This window comes from Achromobacter sp. SD115 (genome assembly GCF_017355315.1).
Taxonomy (GTDB): Bacteria; Pseudomonadota; Gammaproteobacteria; order Burkholderiales; family Burkholderiaceae_B; genus Achromobacter; species Achromobacter xylosoxidans_B.
Genome location: NZ_JADIJM010000005.1, coordinates 80,528 through 100,154 on the forward strand (window position 1 = coordinate 80,528; position 19,627 = coordinate 100,154).

Below are 19,627 nucleotides of genomic sequence, written 5' to 3' on the forward strand. Positions count from 1 at the left end.
GCACGCCATGAGCACAAGCATCCGCCAGGACGACCTGATCGAATCCATCGCCAGCGCGCTCCAGTACATCAGCCACTACCACCCGGCCGACTACATCGCGCATCTGGCCCGCGCCTACCACCGCGAGGCCAGCGCGCCAGCGCGCGACGCCATGGCGCAGATCCTCGCCAGTTCGCGCATGGCCGCCATCGGCCGGCGGCCGATCTGCCAGGACACCGGCATCGTCAACGTCTTCCTGGAGGTCGGCATGGACCTGCGCTGGGCAGGCTTCACCGGCAGCCTGGAGGACGCCGTCAACGCCGGCGTGCGGCGCGCCTACCTGGACCCAGACAATCCGCTGCGCGCCTCGGTGGTGGCGGACCCGCTGTTCAGCCGCGGCAACACCCGCGACAACACGCCCGCCGTCATCAACATGCGGATCGTGCCGGGCGCAAGCCTGGCGGTCACGGTGGCGGCCAAGGGCGGCGGCTCGGAAAACAAGGCGCGTCTCGCCATGCTGAACCCGGCCGACAGCATCGTCGACTGGGTGCTGGCGCAGATTCCGGCCATGGGCGCCGGCTGGTGCCCGCCCGGCATGCTGGGCATAGGCGTGGGCGGCACCGCCGAGAAAGCGATGCTGCTGGCCAAGGAAAGCCTGATGCAGCCGCTGGACATCCACGAACTGCAGGCCCGGGCGCAACGCGGCGAGACCCTGGCGCCCGAGGACGCGCTGCGGCTCGAACTATACGAACGCGTCAACGCGCTGGGTGTAGGCGCGCAAGGCCTGGGCGGCCTTACCACCGTGCTGGACGTGAAGATCAAGACCTACCCCACGCACGCGGCCGCCAAGCCCATCGCACTGATCCCCAATTGCGCGGCCACGCGCCATGCGCGCTTCGTGCTGGACGGCTCCGGCCCCGCGCACCTGGCCCCGCCCTCGCTCGATCTCTGGCCCGACCTGGACGCGGAGCGCGGATCGGGCGGCGGCCGGCGTGTGAACCTGGACACCCTCACCCGCGAGGAAGTCGCGTCCTGGCGCGCCGGTGAAACCCTGCTGCTCAATGGCCGCATGCTGACCGGACGCGATGCCGCGCACCAGCGCATTCGTGAAATGCTGGCGCGGGGCGAGCCTCTGCCCGCCGACTTCCGCGGCCGCGTCATCTACTACGTGGGCCCGGTGGACGCCGTGCGCGACGAGGCCGTCGGCCCCGCCGGCCCCACCACCTCGACCCGCATGGACGGCTACACCGACATGATGCTGGAACGCACGGGCCTGCTGGCCATGGTGGGCAAGGCCGAACGCGGCCCGCAGGCGGTCGAAGCGATCCGGCGCCACCGGGCCGCCTACCTGATCGCGGTGGGCGGCGCGGCCTATCTGGTGTCCCGCGCCATCCGCAGCGCCCGCGTCATCGCCTTCGAGGACCTGGGCATGGAGGCGATCCACGAGTTCGAAGTCCAGGACATGCCCGTGACCGTGGCGGTGGATGCGGAGGGCGGGAACCTACATGTGTCGGGGCCGGCGCGGTGGCGCCGCGCGGCGGGGGCCAGAGAAATACCGGTGGCGATTGCCGGGGCGCTCTGACAAGCGCTGCAGATGCGGGCCGCTCTGACAGGCGGCCCGACACGCGCCGCCTCCAGGGCTGGGCTCGCCTTCAACCCAGCTTGAATTCAACCACCGCCCCGCCGCTGCCGTACAGCGGCGCATACTCCAGCACCTTGCCGCCGCGGAACTGGTCACCCAGCGCGCCCAGCAGCCAGGACATGTGCTTGAAGCCCATCTCGGCCTTGGCCTGCCCGGCATACTCGGGCATCGCCTCGCGCAGTTGCGTGGCATCGCCGCTTTCCAGCAACGCCAGCATGCGACGGTTCCAGTCATCGTCGGCCTGGGAGATCAGGCGGTCGGATTCCAGCGCCACCGGCTCGCGGAACATAGTGTTGGACAGTCCGCCTATGCCTATCACCGCCGCCCTTTTGTTCTGCGCAGCCGCCGCCTGCACGGCGATGCGGCTGAGCTGCTCGGTCTGCGCGTTGTCGTGGTACAGGTTGTTGGCCGCCAGCGTCACGGGCAGTTGGTCGGAGCCAAAGCCCATCAGCGTGCTGACCGTGATGGTGCCCGTGTCGATGGGAAATTGGTCATAGTCCACGCCGCGCGCATGGATGCCGGCGTCGCGGCAGCCTTGCACGCAGGCTTCGGCCAGGCCGGCGTCACTGGCGATGTCGAAGGGCAGCTCGCCGTACTCGTGCCAGTTCTCGTCCACATGCACGCCCGTGCTGCGCCGGCGCGTGATCCACAACTGGTCCAGCACCGCCATCCACTGTGTCGAATACACCAGCACCACGTCGGGCCGGGAAGCCGCCAACGACTTGCCGGCCGCGCGCAGCGCCTGGTTCAGGCGCCCCCAGGGCGCCACGTCGCTGCGCAGCTGCGGCAGCGGGCTGCCGGGGACGAGAAATGCGGAAACGATGGTCATGGCCTGTCTCCCTGGATGGCTAGGCCGCCGCGCCGGCGGGTTGTTCAAGGCGGGAAAGCCCGGCCTCCTGCAGATTCCATTCCATCACCGCGTTGCCGGTGCCGATCACGGTGCCGTAGCCATGGAACTTGCCCGCCAGTTGCGGATAGCCCATGGCGGCATGCATCCAGGTGAAGGCGCCGGATTTCACTTCGGCGAAGGCTTCGTCGATGAACTGGGGCAGCAGTTCGAACACCTCGTCCATCCTGCCCTTGCGCATCAGTTCGATCATGCGGATGTCCCACAGATAGCCGTCGTAGCGCGCCGGATGTTCCTTGGACATGTCCTCGGGCACCTCGGGCTGTTCGTGGAAATGCCAGTGCGACAGCGTATTGCTGGCCAGCAGCACCGCGCGCCGCCCGCTCTTGCGTATCGCTTCGCGCGTGGCGCGGCCCAGCAGGTCCATTTCCCTGAGTCCTTCCTGGGTGTTGAGGTAGTACGGCGTGTTGTTCGCCGACAGCCCCACCACCGGAATGTCCCATTGCGGCCGCACCATGTGCAGCGTGGTGATGGTGCCGTAGTCGACGCGGAACTTGGGGTTGCGCATCATCTTGGTGACCAGGCCCAGCTTGCGGCCTTCCTCGCAACAGGCTTCGGCCAACGCCACGTCGACGTCCATGCCGAAGTCGTAGCGGAACAGGTCGGGAAAGATCGGGTCCACCGAGCGGCCCTCCAGGCGCGGCACGCCCAGGAAATGATGGCCTACCTGGGTGATCCAGTGCGGCGAATGCACCAGCAGCACGTCGGGCTGCAGGCGTTCGATGCTCTCGCGCACGTGGTCGTAGGCCCAACGCAGGCTTTCCCAGCCGCCGCGCGACCGCGGCTCGTTCTGCGGCGGGTTCTCGCCGTACACCAGGTGCGGCGGATGGGGAGCCAGGAATCCGGAAAGAATTTCGCCGTCCTTCATTGCTTACTCCTTTGCGAGAGCAGTAGGAACCGGGTTCGACCGATGCTGCTTGGGCGCGCCATTTTGTACGTATACGTACTGGATTCAAGTATCGATTCGCCGCAGTCCGCTGTCAACGGGCGGCACGCCTTTGGAAGATAGGGAGTTTCCCGAGCAGGCGTTCCGATCCGCCCTCCCGGGAGTTGCCGACTATTGCGCCTGGCCCTTGCGCAACAAGTACTTCTGCACGCCGTCCATCACCACCTCGTCGCGCTGGTTGCGCACCAGGCTGTGCATGACCAGCACCCCGGTCGTGCGTCCGGGCAGCAGTTCCGCCACCGTCAGCGACGAATAAAGCGTGTCACCCACGAACACGGGGTTCAGGAATCGGCTGCTCTGTTCCAGAAAGCCCTTGAGGGAATCCTCCACCATGTGGGGAAACAGTCCCGCGCCCGCTGCGGTCTGGATGGCGACCTGGAAGCCGTGCGCCAGCATGTGGGGCATGCCGTGGGCGCGGCAGTATTCGACGTCGTAATGCACGGGATGATTGTCGCCGCTGGCGAGCTGGAACGCGGCGAACAGGGCATCGGTCATGGTGCGCGACGGCAGCAGGAAGACCTCGCCGACTTCGAAGTCCTCGAAGTAGCGCTGAACGCAGAGTTGGTGCTTGATCATGCAGGGTTCCTTTTGTCTTGACGGGATTCAGTTCGCGGTCATGTGCGCGGCGCGGGCGACCTCGCCCCACTTCTTCAGTTCGCCCTGCAGGAAAGCGCTCAGCGCGGCGGGCGTCGTGTCCGGTTGCAGCACCAGCCCCATGTCGTAGGCGCGGCGCCGCAGCTCCGGATCGGCAAGCGCGGCGCGCAACGTAGCGTTGAGCTTGTCAACGACCGGCGCCGGGGTGCCCGCCGGGGCCAAGACGGCGTTCCAGGTATAGGCCTCGTAGCCCGGCACCGCTTGCGCGATGGGCGGAGTGCCGGGCGTCTGCGGCAGGGGCTGCGCCATCGACGTCGCCAGCAGCCTGACCGTGCCGGCCTGGACCTGCGCCAAGCCCGTGGGCGCGCTATCGATCATGAAGTCCAGGTGTCCGCCGATGACGTCTGCCATCGCCGGCGCGCTGCCGCGGTACGGCACGTGCATGGCGCGCACCCCGGCTAGATGGTTCAGCAATTCGCCGGCCAGGTGCGGCGCGCTGCCGATGCCGGCCGAGCCGTAGTTGACCTTGCCTGGCCTGGCCTTCAGATAGGCCATGAACTCCGGCAAGGTGGTGGCCGGCACGTTCTTGTTGACGACCAGCACCAGCGGCGCCTTGGCCGCCAGGCCGACCGGCGCAAAGTCCTCCACCGTGCGGTACGGCAGGTTGGAATGGATGCTGGGATTGACCGCGTGCGCCACCGTGGTCAGCAGCAAGGTATAGCCGTCGGCCGTGGCTCGAGCCACGGTTTCCGTGCCGACCAGGGTGCCGGCGCCGGTCCGGTTCTCGACCACCAGCGCCGCGCCCAGCTTGCGGCTCCAGGTCTCCGCCAAGGCCCGCGCGAAGGTGTCGGTGGGTCCGCCCGCCGCATACGGCACCACCAGGCGTACCGGCTTGGCCGGATAGTCCTGCGCCGCTACTGCGCCCCCCGCCAGCGCGCCCGCTGCGATCACGGCGGCGCCCGCCAAGGCGCGCCAGGGAAATCCATGTCTCATGCTTGTCTCCGTTGGTCTTTTGTGTGCGGCACAATATAGAGACGAGGCCGGAACCACGAATAGTCGAAAGTTTCTTATCCGGCTTAGAGCCCTTCTAACAGCGGCCCGCCACGGCGCTGCGCCGCCCGAATCCAGGTGCCCTCCTTGCGCTACGAACTGACCGACCTGCGCGTCTTTGTCGCCATTGCCGAAGCCAAGAGCCTCACCGGCGGAGCCTCCGACCTGCACCTGACCGCGCCATCGGCCAGCTACCGCCTGAAGAACCTGGAACAGGCCATGGGCGTGCCGCTGTTCGTGCGCACCCAGAAAGGCATGTCGCTCACCGCCGCCGGCATGACCGTGCTGCGCTATGCGCAGACCATACTGGGCAACGTCGAGCGCCTGCAGGCGGAAATGCGCCGCCACACCGACGGCGTCGAAGGCCATATCCGCGTCTACGCCAACAGCAGCACGCTGAGCAGCCTGCCCAGCGCGCTGAGCCGGTTCCTGGCCGCCTATCCAAACGTCAACGTGGATCTTGAGGAGCATCTCAGCGAAGAAACCGTCAAGGCGGTGCTGGACGGCCGCGCCGACATCGGGCTGGTCGCCGGCGCCATCGAAATGCGTGGGCTGGAATTCATCAGCTACGGCCAGGACGAACTGATCTTCATCATTCCCCCGCGCCACCCGCTCAGCCTGCACCCGCGCGTTTCACTCGAAACCGCGCTGTCGCACGATCTGGTCGCCATCGGCCGCAAGAGCAGCAACTTCCTGTACCTGCAGCAAATGGCCGAACAGATGGGGCTCAAGCCCCGGGTACGCGTCCACGCGCCCAACTTCGACGCCGTGCTGCGCTGCGTCCAGGAAGGCGCAGGCATCTCACTGGTGCCGCGCTCGGTTGCGGCGCCGGCGCTGGCCCAAGGCAGGGTCGAATGCGTGCAGATCGAAGAATCCTGGGCCGTGCGTGAACAGCGCGCGGTGATGCGCAAGCAGGACGCCCTGCCCGGCTATGCGCGCGCCTTCATCAGCTTTGTCACCGAGCCGCGGCCAGCGCTGGACGCCGATTAGAGAATCTCGAATCCCGCTTAAAAAATATCGACTGGCCGCGCGCGCGCCCCGCATTCCATAATGCTCCGCCGCCGCCGGGCCCGGCATGCGCCCCGGCCCACACTCCCCATCCAGGACGATATGACCGCAGCTACCCGCCCCCTAGACGGCATCACCGTCATCGCGCTCGAACACGCCGTCGCCGCCCCTTTCGCCAGCCGCCAGTTGGCGGACCTGGGCGCGCGCGTCATCAAGATCGAACGGCCGGACGCCGGGGACTTTGCGCGGGGCTACGACGACACCGTGCGCGGCCAGTCGTCGTTCTTCGTGTGGGCCAACCGCGGCAAGGAGAGCCTGGCCCTGGACACCAAGGCGCCGGGGGCCGCGCAAGTGCTGCGCCGCCTGCTGGGCCAGGCTGATGTCTTCATCCAAAATCTCGCCCCCGGTGCCGCGCGCCGCATGGGCCTGGACTACGAAACGCTGCGCGTGGACTTCCCCAGGCTGATCGTGTGCGACATTTCCGGCTACGGAGATGACGGCCCCTACCGCGACAAAAAGGCCTATGACCTGCTGATACAAGCGGCTTCGGGACTGATCTCCCTTACCGGCACGCCCGACTCCCCAGCCCGCACGGGCATCTCCATCGCCGACATCGCCGCCGGCATGTATGCCTATTCCGGCATCCTGTCGGCGCTCATACAGCGCGGACGCACCGGCGCGGGCTTACGCGTCGAGGTGACCATGCTGGAGGCGCTGACGGAATGGACTTCCTATGCCTTGAATTTCGCGCACTATGGCGGCTCCCCGCCCGCGCGCAACGGCGTGGCGCATCCCGCGATCGCGCCCTACGGGCAATACCTCGCGGGCGACGGCAAGCCCGTGATATTCGGCCTGCAGAACGACCGCGAATGGCTCAGCTTCTGCACCCATGTGCTGGAGGACCCGGCGCTGGCCGACGACGAGCGCTATGCCACCAACGTCCAGCGCGTGCGGCACCGCGAGGCGCTGGATGCGCGCATTGCGCAGTGCTTTGCCTTGCTGTCGCGCGAACAGGTGCTGGCCAGGCTGGATCGGGGCGGCATCGCCAACTCCGCCTTGAACAACATGCACGAGGTCTGGGAGCACCCGCAGTTTGCCGCGCGCGACCGCTGGCGCGACGTGGCGACGCCAGGCGGTCCCATCCAGGCGTTGCTGCCGCCGGCGACCTTGTCGGGCGCCAGCGCGGCCATAGGCGCCGTGCCCGCCCTGGGGCAGCACACCGCCGCCATCCTGGCGGAGCTGGGGCTGGGCGCCGACACGGCCTGATGGCGCGCGGCGCATGGGCATGCCGAAAAAAAGGAGCAGCGATAGCTGCTCCTTCAAAAGACCCTACGAAGAAACCGCCTCCATCACCGCTGTGCAGAGATGGCCGGTTTCCCGCGGCGCCGGCGGGCGCGATTAAGCCTGGGTGGTATTAAACGACATCCGTAGCCTGAAGCACATCACTGAAATTGGGTATTTTGCGCCCCCGCAGCAACTTCAACGCATGGTTTATCACATCCGGAAACAAACGCCGGCACGGCTCCGATATCATCGCCACTCCCTGCGCCCTGCCCGCCCGTTCATGCGTCCATTGCCCATCCCCCACCGCCTTGCCTGCCGCCGCCCGACCCGCCTGATCGCCCTGGCTGCGCTGACCGCGCTGGCCGCCAGCTTCGGCCCGTCCGTCCAGGCGCAGACCGCCCGCAAGCCTTCGCCCTATGAGAACGTGCGTCCCTTGAGCCCCGACGAGCGCGCGGCGCAGCAAGTGGAAGACGGCAAGAAAGGCGGCCCGGCCTTCCTGAGCCAGATCCGCACGCAGGCCGAGTTCCAGCAACTGGCCCGGGTCTACAACCCCGGCACGCCGCTGGAGATCCCGCACGTGCTGTTCGTGATCGACCGGAAACAGGGCGGCAAGATCTACTACGTAAACACGCCGCGCTACACCCTGCACGAGAACTTCGCGCGCGAGCGGCGCCTGCTGCCCGCCGACGACAAGGCCACGCTGATCGCGCAGTACAAGGATCCGCAGCGGCGCCTGCTATTCGGCACCCTGAGTTGGCAACACGGCCTGCCCGGCTACACCTATGAATTCTGGGAAGGCGACCGGATCAACCCGGAATTGTTGAAGCTAGCCGATGAAAAACTGCAGGCCAGCTTCTACGAACCGGTGCGCTTCAAGGCCAATTCCACGCTGCACGAACAGGTCGCGCAGACCGCCGGTCTGAACGCCGTGACGCAGGAATCCTTGCTGCGCGAACAGACCTTCCTGCCGCTGAACACCGGCGTCGGCCAGGGCCGGCTGCGCATCGTCGCCTCGGTGGACGACACGCCGGACCTGTCGCCGACCGATATCCTGGTGCTGGACGAAGTGCCGGTTGCGCTGCCGCCGGTGGCCGGCCTGGTCACGCAACGGCCCTCCACACTGCTATCCCACGTCAACCTGCTGGCCAAGGGCTGGCGTATTCCCAACGCCTATGTGCGCGACGCCGTGGCGGCGCTGCGCGAGCATGACGGCCAGTGGGTCGAGCTGACCGTCTCCAGCAATGGCTATCAGGTGCAGCGCATCGCCAAACCCGACGTCGCGCCGCCGCCCAAGGCCGCCCTGCCGCTGCCCAAGCCCGACCTGACGGTCAAGGCGATCAAGCCGCTCGCCGGCATGACCACGCGCGACAGCCGCCATTGCGGCGTCAAGGCGGCCAACCTGGGCGCGCTGAAGTCCGCGCTGCCGCCCGCGGCCACCGTGCCAGACGGCTTTTGCATCCCCTTCGCGCAGTACGCGGCCTTCATGGCGCAACTGGGCGTGCCGCAACGCATTGCCGCGCTGGAGCAGCGGCCGGACTTCGCCAGCGACGCCAACGTGCGCCGCGCCGAACTGGCTGCGCTGCGCCGGGACATCATCCAGGCCCAGCCCGATCCCATGCTGGCCGCCGCCTGGCTTGATCGCTGGCAGAAGCAGTTGCAAGGGCGCGGCGTGTTCGTGCGCAGCTCGTCCAATTCCGAGGACCTGCCGGGATTCAGCGGCGCGGGGCTCTACACCACCGTGCCCAACGTCACGCAGGCCGACGCGCTGGCGCAGGCAGTGCAAACCGTGTGGGCCTCGGTCTACAACTATGAAGCGTACGAAGCCCGGCGCGCGGCCGGCATCGGCCAGGACGGCGTGGTGATGGCGGTGCTGGTGCAACAGGCCGCGGCGTCGGAAAGTTCAGGCGTCATGATCACGCGCGATCCCTTCGACGCCTCGCGCCGCTACGTCACCTACATCTCGGCCAAGCGCGGCCTGGGCATCAAGGTGGTGGAAGGCAAGCGCCAGGCCGAACAGCTGATGTACTCCAGCTGGTCCAAGGCGGTGCAGGTGCTGAGCCGTTCCGCCGAGGACACCCAGTTGGTGGCGGACGCGGCGGGCGGCGTCCGCGAAGTGCCGATCGAAGGCACGCGCCAGGTACTGAACGATGCCCTGGTGGCGCGCCTGGCTTCTGTAGCCAGCCAGGTCAAGCAGCGCCTGGGCGGCGTGGACCAGGATATCGAATGGGCCGTACAGGGTGAGAACATCCTGATCCTGCAGGCCCGGCCGTATATCGACGGCAGCCGGTAAAGACCTTAGTCCGGGCTCGCACCCGAGGCCTGCACCACCTGCTTCCACTGCATGAACTCGGCCTGCTGCCGCGCCGCCAGCTCGGCCGGGCCGTCATGCATCATCGTCACCCCCAGCTGGTCGAACTTCTGTTGCAGCGCCTGGTCCGCCAGGACTTTCCGGATGGCCTGGTGCAAGGTATCGATAGACGCGCTGGGCGCTTCCTTGGCGCCATAGAACGCGACCCACAGGTCGCCGCGGAAACCCGGTATGGCTTCGTTGATGGCCGGCACGTCGAGCAGCAGGGCGTTGCGTTTTTCGCTACTGACGCCCAGCGCGCGCAGTTTGCCGGCCTTGATGCCTTCGACCGCCGAAGGCAGGCTGGCGAACAGCATGGGCACCTGGTTGCCCATCACGTCCGCCATGGCCGGCGATACGCCGCGATAGGGAATGTGCTGCATGCGCAGGCCGCCCATCTGGTCCAGCATCACGCCCAGCAGATGGTTCAAGGTCCCCGCGCCGGCCGAGGCGTACTGGTACTTTTCCGGATTGGCCTTGATCAGGGCCATGAATTCCTTCATGTCCTTGGCGGGGAAAGCGGGATTCACGCACAGCACGTTGGGCACTTCACCCACTGCGGCGATCGGCGTGAAGTCCTTGATCGGATCGAATTTCGCCTCCTTGTAGACCCAGGGCACGATCAACTGGTTGCTGTTCGCCGTGAACAGCACGGTGTAGCCGTCCTGCGGCTCGCGCAGGAAGGCCTGCGTGCCCACCACGCCGCCGGCGCCAGGCTTGTTGATGACGACCACGGGCTGGCCGAGTTCGGCGCCGAGCTTTTCCGCCATGATGCGCGCAACGATGTCCACCGTGCCGCCGGCCGCCGTGGGCACGACGACGTTGATGGGACGGTCAGGAAAGGCCGCGTGGGCCTGCCCCAATCCCGTCACGGCCGCGGCGGCGCACAGGGCCAACATGCCCTGCCTCAGTGTCTTGAATCCCATTTCATTCCCCTTGCTGTTTCAGCAGATGATGTAACTTCCGGCCGACGGCGAGCAAGGCTTGGTCCTCGCCCAGATCGCCGACCAATTGCAGGCCCAAAGGCAGTCCCGCGCGGCTGAACCCGGTCGGCAGGTGCAGGCATGGCCACCCCAGCACCGACCAGATCTTGTTATATGAGGCGTCGCCGGTGTGCTCCAGCCCATGCGGCGCGGGAGCCGGCGTGCTGGGCGTAAGCACCAGGTCGGCGCCGCCATAGAGCGCATTCCAGCCGTGACGCAGCTTGGCCTGGACCGCGCGCATCTCCTGGTACTGCCCGGCCCCGATGGCCAGGCCATGCGCCACCGCCTGGCGCAGGGCGCCGCTCAAGGCGTGCCCCTGGCGCTCCAATACCGGCGCCAGGCTGCGCGCGAACTCGTAGTGCATGATCACGTCGTGCGCCTTCAGCAAGAGCGCCGTCTCGTGCTCGGGTTCCACGGTCACGCACCGCAGCCCATGCGCGGCCAGGACTGCGCGGGCGCGCTCGATCTCGGCCCGGCTTTCGGCGCACAGTCCGGCCTTCGGATTGTTCAGCTGCACCGCAATGGTCAGTTGCCGCTGCTCCGCGGCGTCCGCGTCCGCGCCGCCGATGAGCACATCCGCAATGGCCTGGACATCCGCCACGCTGTTCGCGTACCAGCCTATGGTGTCCAGCGATTCGCAAGTGAGCTTCATGCCGTCCCGGAACACGCGGCCAACGCTAGGCTTGAATCCCACCACTCCGCAATACGCGGCCGGGCGGATCATCGAGCCTCCGGTCTGCGTGCCCAGGGCGGCAGGCACCATGCCGGCCGCCACGGCGGCCGCGGAGCCGCTAGAGGAGCCGCCGGGCGTATGCGCCGGCGCATGGGGATTGCGGGTGGGACCCGGCGTCCTGAAGGCGAATTCGGCCGTCACCGTCTTGCCCACGGGGATCGCGCCGGCCGCGCGCAACATGCCCACGCTGCAAGCGTCAAACGCCGCCTTGCCGGCTGTCAACGCGGGCGCTCCGAAGCCGGTGGGCATATCGGCCACGTCGATCACGTCCTTGATGCCGATGGGCACGCCGGCCAGCGCACCGGCGGCATGCCGCGCCGGTTCCATCTGTTCCAGCGCCGCGACGGGCAGCACATGGCTCCAGGCGCGGATCGCCGGCTCTTGGCGGGCGATGGCCGCCAGGCTCTGGCGCGCCGCCGCGAACACCGCCGCCTCGCCGTCCCTCACGCCTTGAGCGATGGCAGTGACTGAAGCGGAATGGGCAGCGAGGGACATAGGTGAAGCCGGCATGCCGGTTGAATGAAGCGATGCGGCATCTTAGGAACTGGACTAATCTATGTCCAATTGGTAATTTCGCCTTGATTATGTCGAAATCAGAATTAATCTTCCTGGACGGCCGGCTGCTGGTCCTGTTCTGCACCTTGGCGGAAGAGCTGCACTTCGCCCGGGCCGCGGCGCGCCTGTTCATGACGCAACCGCCCCTCACGCAGCAGATCAAGCGGCTGGAAGCGATCGTCGGCGTGCCCCTGTTCGTGCGCACCACGCGCTCGGTGAAACTGACGCCCGCTGGCGAAATCATGTACGAGCGGGCGCGCAAGATCGCCGCGGATACCCAGCTCATGCTGCGGCAGGCGCGGCGGACGGCGCGCGGCGAGACCGGCTCGCTGGTGATAGGCATCACGCCCAGCGCCGCGAGTTCGCCGCTGGTGTCGGCGCTCAGCCACTACCGCGATGCGCACCCGGAAGTCCGCATCGATCTGCGCGAGATGAATTCCGTGGACATGGACCCCGCATTGCGGTCCCGCGTGGTCGATGTGGCGCTGATGCGTCCGCATCCGCTGGATGCGGATATCGCGACGCATGTCATCTACGAAGAGCCCCTGCGCGTGGCGCTGCGCCACGATCATGCGCTGGCGAACCAGCGCGATGTCTCGCTGGAAGAACTACTGGAATTTCCGCTGGTCGGTTACCGGCAGGACATCTCGCCGTACTTCCGCAACATGATCCAGGCGCTGTTCGCGCGTGCGCAACTGAAGCCGGAAATCGCCCAGGAAAGCGTCATTCCCACGCTGCTGACGCTGGTGGAGGCCGGCGTCGGGCCTGCACTTGTGCCCCAATCGCTGTCCCGGATGCGTTCGGATTCATTGCGTTTCCTGCCTTTGCGCGATGTGGCGGGAGCCACGGCTCAGGTGGTGTTGGCGGCGTTGCGCGACCAGGGCAATCCTGCGGTGGAGGGATTCAGCGCCGCATTGGCGCAAGCTGTAGCCCGCCCCTGAACTCCGTCCGGGCTTTTGACGGAACGCCGCGCGAACGCGGCGTTCCGCGGCTCCTAGATGTGCAGCGCGTGGCCCAGCGCCTTGAGCGCCGCTTCCTGCACTGCTTCGCCCAATGTCGGATGCGCGTGGATGGTGCCCGCCACGTCTTCCAGCGTGGCGCCCATTTCCAGCGACTGGCCGAAGGCCGTAGACAGTTCCGACACGCCGCGCCCCACCGCCTGCCAGCCCAGAATCAGGTGGTTGTCGCGGCGCGCGACCACGCGCACGAAGCCGTCGGTGGATTCCAGCGTCATCGAGCGCCCATTGGCGGCGAACGGGAACGCCGCCGTCAGGCAATCCAGTCCCGCGCTTTCCGCCTCGTTGGGTGACAGGCCCGCCACCACGACCTCGGGATCGGTGAAGCAGACCGCAGGAATGGATGCCGGCTGGAAATGCCTGCGCTTGCCCGCCACCAGTTCGGCCACCATCTCGCCCTGCGCCATGGCGCGATGCGCCAGCATGGGTTCGCCGGCGATGTCGCCGATGGCCCAGACATCGCGCATGGAGGTACGGCACTGGTCGTCGATGCGCAGCGCATTGCCCTTGCGGTCCAGCTGCAGGCTTTCCAGCCCCCAGTCCTGCGTGCGCGGACGCCGTCCCACCGCAATCAGCACGCGGTCGGCCGGCAACAGGGTTTCGACGCCGGCCGCGTCCTGCACCCGCACCGCGTTGCCGGCGCCGTTCAGGCCCAGCACCTTGCGGCCCAGGTGCAGATCCACGCCCATCTTCGTCAGCGCGGCTGCCACCGGCTTGGTGAGTTCGGCGTCATAGGTCGGCAGGATGCGGTCCTGCGCTTCCACCACCGCCACTTCGGCGCCGAGCTTGCGGTACACGGTGCCGAGTTCCAGGCCGATGTAGCCGCCGCCCACCACCACCAATTGCTTGGGAATGCTGGTGGGCGACAGCGCCTCGGTGGACGACACCACCATGCCGCCAAAAGGCATGGACGGCAGCGGCGTGGGCTCGGAGCCGGCCGCCAGCAACAGGTGTTCGCACTGGATGCGGATGGCGCCGGACTCGCCGGCGTCGACTTCCACGGTCTTGCCGTCCAGCAGCCGGGCCCAGCCGCGCACTACTTCCACGCCGTTCTTCTTCAGCAGCGCGGCCACGCCGCCGGTCAGTTTGCCGACGATGCCGTCCTTCCAGGCCACGGTCTGGGCCAGGTCGATGGCGGGCGCCGACACGGAAATGCCCAGCGCCGACTTGCCCGCGTAGTGGCGCGCCTTGTCGAATTCCTCGGCCGCGTGGATCAGCGCCTTGGAGGGGATGCAGCCGATGTTCAGGCAGGTACCGCCCAACTGTGCGCCTTCGATCAGGATGGTTGGCACGCCCAGCTGGCCAGCGCGGATGGCGGCGACGTAGCCGCCGGGGCCGCCGCCGATCACCAGCAAAGTCGTAGTCTTAGTGATCTGGCTCATGCTTACTCCACGAAAAGCAGCGCGGGTTGTTCCAGCAGCGCGCGCACCGCCTGGATGAAGCGCGCCGCGTCCATGCCGTCCACCACGCGGTGGTCGAAGGACGACGACAGGTTCATCAACTTGCGCGCCACCACGGCGCCATTGCGGATGGCGGGCCGCTCGACGATGCGGTTCACGCCCACGATGCCGACCTCCGGATGGTTGATCACCGGCGTGGTGACGATGCCGCCCAGCGGCCCCAGGCTGGTGATGGTGATGGTGGACCCCGACAGTTCGTCGCGGCTGGCGCTGCCCGCGCGCACCGCCTCGGCCAGGCGGACGATCTCGGCCGCCATGGACCACAGATCGCGCGCCTCGGCGTGGCGCATGACCGGCACCATCAGCCCGCCGTCGCTTTGCGTGGCGATGCCGATGTGGACCGCGCCGTAGCGCGTGACCACGCCGCCTTCGTCGTCGTAGCGCGCGTTGATCTGCGGGAAATCGCGCAACGCCACCACCATGGCGCGCGCCAGCAGCGGCAATAGCGTGAGCTTGCCGCGCGTCGCGCCCCATTTCTGGTTGAGGCTGGCGCGCAGTTCTTCCAGTTCGGTCACGTCGATTTCCTCGACGTAGCTGAAGTGCGGGATGCGGCGCTTGGACTCGGCCATCTTCTGCGCGATCTTGCGGCGCAGGCCGATGACCGGCACGTTTTCCTCATCGTTGCGCTCAGCGTAGGCCACGCCGCCACGGGCTTGAGCCCCCGCCCCCTGCCCTTGCAGGTAGGCGTCCAGGTCTTCGTGCAGGATGCGGCCGGCCGGGCCGCTGCCCTGCACGTAGCGCAGCTCGATGCCCAGGTCCCAGGCGCGCTTGCGCACGGCCGGCGAGGCCAGCGGCTTGTCGCCGGGCTGGCGCGCGACGGCGGCGGGCGCCTGGCGCGCGGGCTGGGCCGGCGACTGCGCGGACGGCTTGACGGGCGCGGCGGCCTCGGCGGCAGCCTTCGGCGCCGGCGCGGGCTGCGGGGCGGGCGCGGCGGCAACAGGCTGCGTCGCAGCGGGAGCCGCGGCAGCCTTGGCCGGCGCTGCATCCGCGCCCGGCTTCAGGTTGCCCTCGCCTTCCACTTCCAGGCGGATCAGCTCGCCGCCCACGGCCATGACCTGACCCACATCCCCGCCCAGCGCGACCACGCGGCCGACCACCGGCGCGGGAATCTCGACCGTGGCCTTGTCGGTCATGACGTCGGCCAACGGCTGGTCCTCGGCCACCATGTCGCCGATCTTCACGTGCCAGGCGACCAGTTCCACTTCCGCGATGCCTTCGCCGATGTCGGGCATCTTGATGACATGAATACCCATCTCTCAACCCTCCATCGCGCGCTTGAACGCTTCGCCAACCCGGCGCGGGCCGGGGAAGTACGCCCATTCCTGTGCGTGGGGATACGGCGTATCCCAGCCGGTCACGCGCTCCACGGGCGCCTCCAGATGATGGAAGCAGTGTTCCTGCACCAGCGAAATCAGCTCGGCGCCGAAGCCGCAGGTGCGCGTGGCCTCGTGCACCACCACGCAACGGCCGGTCTTCTTGACCGAATTAACGATGGCGTCCAGGTCCAGCGGCCACAGGCTGCGCAGGTCGATGACCTCGGCGTCGATGCCGGTTTCCTCGGCGGCCGTCAGCGACACGTGCACGGTGGTGCCGTAGGTCAGCACGGTCAACGCGTTGCCGGGCCGCACGATGGCGGCCGTGTCCAGCGGCACGGTGTAGTAGCCGGTGGGCACCACGCTGCCCGGACGTCCGGTCCAGGGCGTGACGGGCCGGTCGTGGTGGCCGTCGAACGGACCGTTGTAGAGCCGCTTGGGCTCCAGGAAGATGACCGGATCGTCGTTCTCGATGGCCGCGATCAGCAGGCCCTTGGCGTCATAGGGATTGGACGGCATCACGGTGCGCAGCCCGCAGACCTGCGTGAACATGGCTTCGGGGCTCTGGCTGTGCGTCTGTCCGCCGTAGATGCCACCGCCGCAAGGCATGCGGATGGTCATGGGCGCGACAAACTCGTTGACCGAGCGGTAGCGCAGGCGCGCGGCCTCGGACACGATCTGGTCCGAAGCCGGATAGAAATAGTCGGCGAACTGGATTTCGCAGACGGGACGCAGGCCGTAGGCGCCCATGCCCACCGCCACGCCGACGATGCCGCCTTCGGAAATAGGCGTGTCGAACACGCGCGAGCTGCCGTACTTGGTCTGCAGGCCTTCCGTGCAACGGAACACGCCGCCGAAATAGCCCACGTCCTGGCCGAACACCACGACATTGTTGTCGCGCTCCAGCATCACATCCATGGCCGAGCGCAAAGCCTGGATCATGGTCATCGGCGCGGAGGCCGGACCAGCGTTGTTATCGATAGCCATGATCAGACTCCGAGCTGCTGACGCTGCCGGCGCAGATGCTCCGGCATGTCCTTGTAGACGTCTTCAAAGATGCTGGCGGCGCTGGGGACGTGGCCGTCCACCAGGGTGCCGTAGCTTTCCGCTTCCTTCTGCGCCGCCAGGATCTCGGCGTCGAGCTCGGCCTTGACGGCTTCGTGCTCTTCGTCGGACCAGATGCCCAGCAGGATCAGGTGCTTTTTGAAGCGCGCGATCGGATCGCCCAGCGGGAAGTGGCTCCAGTCGTCGCCGGGACGGTACTTGGAGGGATCGTCGGAGGTCGAGTGCGGGCCGGCGCGGTAGGTGACCCATTCGATCAGGGTCGGCCCCAGGTTGCGGCGGGCGCGTTCGGCGGCCCAGCTCGAGGCGGAATAGACCGCCAGGAAATCATTGCCGTCCACCCGCAGCGATGCGATGCCGCAGCCCACGCCGCGGCCCGCGAAGGTCGCGCCTTCGCCGCCGGCGATCGCCTGGAAGGTGGAGATGGCCCACTGGTTGTTGACCACGTTGAGGATGACCGGCGCGCGGTAGACGTGCGCAAAGGTCAGCGCGGTATGGAAATCGGCCTCGGCGGTGGCGCCGTCGCCAATCCAGCCGGAGGCGATGCGGGTATCGCCCTTGATGGCCGAGGCCATGCCCCAGCCCACCGCCTGGATGAACTGCGTGGCCAGGTTGCCCGAAATGCTGAAGAAGCCCCGCTCGCGGTCGGAGTACATGACCGGCAGCTGGCGGCCCTTGAGCGGATCGCGTTCGTTGGACATCAGCTGGCACATCATGGTGACCAGCGAGACGTCGCGCGCCAGCAGGATGCTTTGCTGGCGGTAGGTCGGAAAGCACATGTCGCCCTGCTCCAGCGCCATGGCGTGGGCGGTGCCGATGGCTTCTTCACCCAGGCTCTGCATGTAGAAGGAGATCTTCTTCTTGCGCTGGGCGGTCAGCATGCGCGCATCGAAGAGGCGCGTCTTCAGCATGTTGCGCATGCCGGCGCGCAATTGCTCATGGCTGAGTTCCGGCGCCCAGGGTCCTACGGCGCTGCCGTCGTCCGCGATCACCCGGACCAGGCTGTAGGCCAGTCCACCGGTATCGACCGCGGCAACATCAATGGGGGGTTTGGGCACATCGCCGGGCGGCGACAGGTGCAGATAGGAAAAGTCGGTCTTGCAACCCGGGCGGCCGGTAGGCTCCGGGACGTGCAACTTCAACGGCCCATATTGGCTCATGTATTGTCTCCACGCTTGATCGTGTCATGCGCATTCTTCTTACCAAGACACTGCCCAAGGGGGTGACCTCGGACATTGCCATCGTCGGCCTGTGCAAAGGGATGAACATGCAAGGCCGGGAGCCAGAGTAGCACAGGGCGCGGCCCCGAGACAGGGGCCGCGCCGGGCCTCGCTATCGGCGGTGGCCGAGGGCCGCATGACGCGTGCAGGAATCGCGGCAGCGGCAGCCGGCGACGTCATATACTGCCTGACCCTGATTCCCTGGAAACCGACGTGCCCGGATTGACCGCCTCCAAATGGTTCAGCTGGACCGGCATCGTGTTCGCCGCGCTTTACCTCGCCATCGTCATCCTCTGCATCGCCGGCGCGCTCTCGGCCGACGGTGACGACAAAGGACGATTCGTATTGCTGCAATTGCCGCTGGCGCTGCAACTGGCGCTGCTGCACGAATTGAACCTGGACCGCCTGCTGGGCGAGCTGTCGTGGGTCGGCGGCTATCTGCTGATCGGACTGCCCACGCTGGCGCTCTTCTACTTCGCGGGGTGGTGCCTGGAGCGACTCGTGCGCGCGGCGTTCCGGCCGATCGCGAGCCGCCGGTAGGCAGCCGCCCCTTCATTTGGATATCAAGATTGATCGCACCCTGAAGGGGATACATGCTCAATCTTGAAAACGCCCGTGCACTTTGAGCAGCACTCGTGACAGCGCCAAAATATTGGCCTCCGGCGAATCCTTGCGCCAGACAAGGCGGGTTATGGCTCGGTTTAATCTGGACGGCAGCGGGTGGACACTCAGGCACGAGCGCTCGACGTACGTGCCCAACACGCTGCGCGGCATGAGTGCGATTCCCATGCCCACCGCCACGCAGCCCAGGATCACATGGTACGAACCCACCTCGACGATACGCTGCGGCTTGGTGCGAGAACGCGCGAACCAGTCCTCCAAGCGCTGACGGTGCGGGCAGCCTGGATGAAAAGCCAGTAGGGCTCGGGACGGAACATCCTTGGGTGAGGCAATGGGCGGATGTTTGGCCTCGGCCACGATGACCAGTTCCTCTTCGTAGATCGCCATCGAGTTCAGGCGCTTGTCCGACATGGGATCCGCGATCAGGGCCGTGTCCAGTTCGCCCTTGAGCACCCGCTGGATCAGCTCGCGCGGATCGTCCGAGTACAGCTCCAGCGTCACATCGGGGTACATCTGATGGAACACCCCCAGCGGCTGCGGCAGGCGCACGGCGGCCGTGCTCTCCATCGCCCCGAGCCGCAGCAGGCCCTTGGGCCGCTCATTGCGCGTGGCCTCCGAGGCTTCTTGCGCCAGATCGAGCAGCCGCTCCGCATAGTCCAGCAGCACCTTGCCGGCCGGCGACAGTTGCAGCGAACGCCCCTCGCGGATGAACAGCGCGACCCCCAGCTTTTCTTCCAACTGCTGAACGCGCACCGTGATGCTGGACTGTGCGCGGTGCAGCGTCTCGGCGGCCTTGTTGATGCCTCCCGCCCGCACGACAGCCTGGAACGTGCGCAGCTCCGACAGCTCCAACATATCGGTTTCTCCGAATCGTTTGTTCTCAATAATTCATTTTACGAGATGAATT

At 67.1% G+C, this 19,627-nt stretch carries 17 protein-coding genes; 6 read left to right on the forward strand and 11 right to left on the reverse strand.

Annotation, left to right across the window (positions count from 1 at the left end; all coding sequences use genetic code 11):
* Positions 1–7: 7 nt before the first annotated feature.
* Positions 8–1,561: a fumarate hydratase gene (locus IPU70_RS08995; RefSeq protein ID WP_207466620.1), complete on the forward strand. Its 1,554-nt coding sequence runs from the start codon at positions 8–10 to the stop codon at positions 1,559–1,561.
* Between the two features lie 70 nt (positions 1,562–1,631).
* Here the strand turns inward: IPU70_RS08995 and IPU70_RS09000 are convergent, their stop codons facing one another.
* From IPU70_RS09000 to IPU70_RS09015, 4 genes are all read right to left on the reverse strand, one after another.
* Entirely contained in the window at positions 1,632–2,450 is an 819-nt protein-coding gene (locus tag IPU70_RS09000; RefSeq protein ID WP_207466621.1) for a tRNA U-34 5-methylaminomethyl-2-thiouridine biosynthesis protein, read from the reverse strand.
* Between the two features lie 19 nt (positions 2,451–2,469).
* Complete coding sequence (cnbCb, locus tag IPU70_RS09005) at positions 2,470–3,396, reverse strand: 2-aminophenol 1,6-dioxygenase subunit beta (protein ID WP_207466623.1); 927 nt, start codon at positions 3,394–3,396, stop codon at positions 2,470–2,472.
* 189 nt (positions 3,397–3,585) lie between these two features.
* The gene (locus IPU70_RS09010) at positions 3,586–4,050 is read right to left on the reverse strand and encodes a MaoC family dehydratase (RefSeq protein ID WP_013393278.1); all 465 of its coding nucleotides are present in this window, start codon (positions 4,048–4,050) and stop codon (positions 3,586–3,588) included.
* 27 nt (positions 4,051–4,077) lie between these two features.
* The gene (locus IPU70_RS09015; RefSeq protein ID WP_207466625.1) at positions 4,078–5,061 is read right to left on the reverse strand and encodes a tripartite tricarboxylate transporter substrate binding protein; all 984 of its coding nucleotides are present in this window, start codon (positions 5,059–5,061) and stop codon (positions 4,078–4,080) included.
* A 144-nt stretch (positions 5,062–5,205) separates the two neighbouring features.
* Between IPU70_RS09015 and IPU70_RS09020 the strand changes: the two genes are divergently transcribed.
* The 3 genes from IPU70_RS09020 to IPU70_RS09030 all read left to right on the forward strand — a co-directional run bounded on the left by IPU70_RS09020 (position 5,206) and on the right by IPU70_RS09030 (position 9,700).
* Complete coding sequence (locus tag IPU70_RS09020) at positions 5,206–6,108, forward strand: LysR family transcriptional regulator (protein WP_207466627.1); 903 nt, start codon at positions 5,206–5,208, stop codon at positions 6,106–6,108.
* Between the two features lie 120 nt (positions 6,109–6,228).
* A complete protein-coding gene (locus tag IPU70_RS09025; protein ID WP_207466629.1) occupies positions 6,229–7,392 on the forward strand; it encodes a CaiB/BaiF CoA-transferase family protein in 1,164 nt (387 codons plus the stop codon).
* A 298-nt stretch (positions 7,393–7,690) separates the two neighbouring features.
* On the forward strand, positions 7,691–9,700 hold the full coding sequence (locus IPU70_RS09030; RefSeq protein WP_207466631.1) for a PEP/pyruvate-binding domain-containing protein: 2,010 nt from the start codon (positions 7,691–7,693) through the stop codon (positions 9,698–9,700).
* Between the two features lie 5 nt (positions 9,701–9,705).
* Here IPU70_RS09030 and IPU70_RS09035 read toward each other — a convergent pair whose 3' ends face one another.
* Complete coding sequence (locus tag IPU70_RS09035; protein ID WP_207466633.1) at positions 9,706–10,683, reverse strand: tripartite tricarboxylate transporter substrate binding protein; 978 nt, start codon at positions 10,681–10,683, stop codon at positions 9,706–9,708.
* Position 10,684: 1 nt separating this feature from the next.
* Positions 10,685–11,968: an amidase gene (locus tag IPU70_RS09040; protein WP_207466635.1), complete on the reverse strand. Its 1,284-nt coding sequence runs from the start codon at positions 11,966–11,968 to the stop codon at positions 10,685–10,687.
* A gap of 89 nt (positions 11,969–12,057) precedes the next feature.
* Between IPU70_RS09040 and IPU70_RS09045 the strand changes: the two genes are divergently transcribed.
* On the forward strand, positions 12,058–12,969 hold the full coding sequence (locus IPU70_RS09045; RefSeq protein WP_207466636.1) for a LysR substrate-binding domain-containing protein: 912 nt from the start codon (positions 12,058–12,060) through the stop codon (positions 12,967–12,969).
* Positions 12,970–13,022: 53 nt separating this feature from the next.
* On the opposite strand, the gene lpdA is transcribed toward IPU70_RS09045, so the two are convergent.
* Genes lpdA through IPU70_RS09065 form a run of 4 tightly spaced genes read right to left on the reverse strand, consistent with a single transcriptional unit; the run spans position 13,023 to position 18,039 of the window.
* Complete coding sequence (gene lpdA, locus IPU70_RS09050) at positions 13,023–14,426, reverse strand: dihydrolipoyl dehydrogenase (RefSeq protein ID WP_207466638.1); 1,404 nt, start codon at positions 14,424–14,426, stop codon at positions 13,023–13,025.
* Between the two features lie 2 nt (positions 14,427–14,428).
* Positions 14,429–15,757: a dihydrolipoamide acetyltransferase family protein gene (locus IPU70_RS09055; RefSeq protein WP_207466640.1), complete on the reverse strand. Its 1,329-nt coding sequence runs from the start codon at positions 15,755–15,757 to the stop codon at positions 14,429–14,431.
* Between the two features lie 3 nt (positions 15,758–15,760).
* Positions 15,761–16,804: an alpha-ketoacid dehydrogenase subunit beta gene (locus tag IPU70_RS09060; protein WP_088140004.1), complete on the reverse strand. Its 1,044-nt coding sequence runs from the start codon at positions 16,802–16,804 to the stop codon at positions 15,761–15,763.
* Between the two features lie 2 nt (positions 16,805–16,806).
* Entirely contained in the window at positions 16,807–18,039 is a 1,233-nt protein-coding gene (locus IPU70_RS09065) for a 3-methyl-2-oxobutanoate dehydrogenase (2-methylpropanoyl-transferring) subunit alpha (RefSeq protein WP_013393267.1), read from the reverse strand.
* Positions 18,040–18,312: 273 nt separating this feature from the next.
* On the opposite strand from IPU70_RS09065, the gene IPU70_RS09070 reads away from it, so the two are divergent.
* Positions 18,313–18,639: a hypothetical protein gene (locus IPU70_RS09070; RefSeq protein WP_207466642.1), complete on the forward strand. Its 327-nt coding sequence runs from the start codon at positions 18,313–18,315 to the stop codon at positions 18,637–18,639.
* 57 nt (positions 18,640–18,696) lie between these two features.
* On the opposite strand, the gene IPU70_RS09075 is transcribed toward IPU70_RS09070, so the two are convergent.
* Positions 18,697–19,575 (reverse strand): LysR family transcriptional regulator, encoded by an 879-nt coding sequence (locus IPU70_RS09075; protein WP_207466644.1) that lies wholly within the window; start codon positions 19,573–19,575, stop codon positions 18,697–18,699.
* Positions 19,576–19,627 lie beyond the last annotated feature (52 nt).